The following is a 1,169-nucleotide window of genomic DNA, read 5'->3' as shown; positions in this document are numbered from 1 at the left end:
GCGTTCTCGCCGCTGTTCGGCGAGGCCCGCGCCTGGCTGCGCGGCGAATTCGAAGCCGCGGGCCTGTCCACCCGCCTGGACGCCGGCGGCAACCTGATCGGCACGCTGCCCGGGCGCGATCCCGCGCGCCAGCCCATCGCCACCGGTTCGCACTGCGACACCGTCATGAGCGGCGGCCGGTTCGACGGCATCATCGGCGTGCTGGCCGGCATCGAAGCGGCCCGCACGATGCGCGAACACGGCATCCAGCTTGAACACCCCTTCGAGGTCATCGACTTCCTGTCCGAGGAACCCAGCGACTACGGCATCTCCTGCGTGGGCAGCCGCGCGCTGTGCGGCCAGTTGACCGCCGACATGCTGCAAGCCCGCAACCCCGAGGGCGAGACGCTGGCCCAGGGCATCGCCCGCATCGGCGGCGACCCGTCCGCGCTGGGCGCGCCGCTGCGCCGCGCCGGCGAGACCGCCGCCTTCGTCGAACTGCACATCGAACAGGGCCCGGTGCTGGAAAGCCGCGGCCTGCCCATCGGCGTGGTCACCAACATCGTCGGCATCCGCCGCGTGCTGATCACGGTGGAAGGCCAGCCCGACCACGCCGGCACCACGCCCATGGACATCCGCCGCGACGCGCTGGTGGGGGCCGCGCGCATCATCGACGCCGCCAGCCGCCAGGCCGGCGCCGCCAGCGGCAATCCGCATTATGTGGTGGCCACGGTGGGCCGGCTGTCGATGACGCCCAACGCGGCCAACGCCGTGCCCGGCCTGGTCGAACTGACGCTCGAAATGCGCAGCGACAGCGACGCCGTGCTGGACGCCTTCCCGGAGACGCTGATGGCGGGCGTGGCGCAGGACCTGAAGGCGCTGCGCCTGACCGCGAGCTTTGCGCAACTGAGCCGCGCCCGCCCCACCGATTGTTCGCCGCTGGTGATGGACGCGGTCAAGGCCGCCGCCGACCGGCTGGGCTACGCCTCCATGCGCCTGCCCAGCGGGGCGGGCCACGACGCGGTCTACATGGCGCCCACCGGTCCCATCGGCATGATCTTCATCCCCTGCCTGAACGGGCGCAGCCACTGCCCCGAGGAATGGATCGAACCGGCGCAGTTGCTGGACGGCACCCGCGTGCTGTACCAGACGGTGCTGGAGCTGGACCGGGCGCTGCGCGGCGCCTGAAC

At 72.3% G+C, this 1,169-nt stretch carries 1 protein-coding gene; it reads left to right on the top strand.

What is annotated here, in order from left to right; translation table 11 throughout:
- A partial coding sequence (locus AVE30378_RS32460; RefSeq protein WP_165360368.1) for a Zn-dependent hydrolase occupies positions 1–1,167 on the top strand: 1,167 nt, incomplete at its 5' end.
- Positions 1,168–1,169 lie beyond the last annotated feature (2 nt).

The sequence above is a fragment of the Achromobacter veterisilvae genome, from assembly GCF_900496975.1.
In the GTDB taxonomy this organism is placed as follows: domain Bacteria; phylum Pseudomonadota; class Gammaproteobacteria; order Burkholderiales; family Burkholderiaceae_B; genus Achromobacter; species Achromobacter veterisilvae.
Note: the sequence above shows the minus strand (reverse complement) of the source record. Positions and strands in the feature narration are given on the sequence as shown.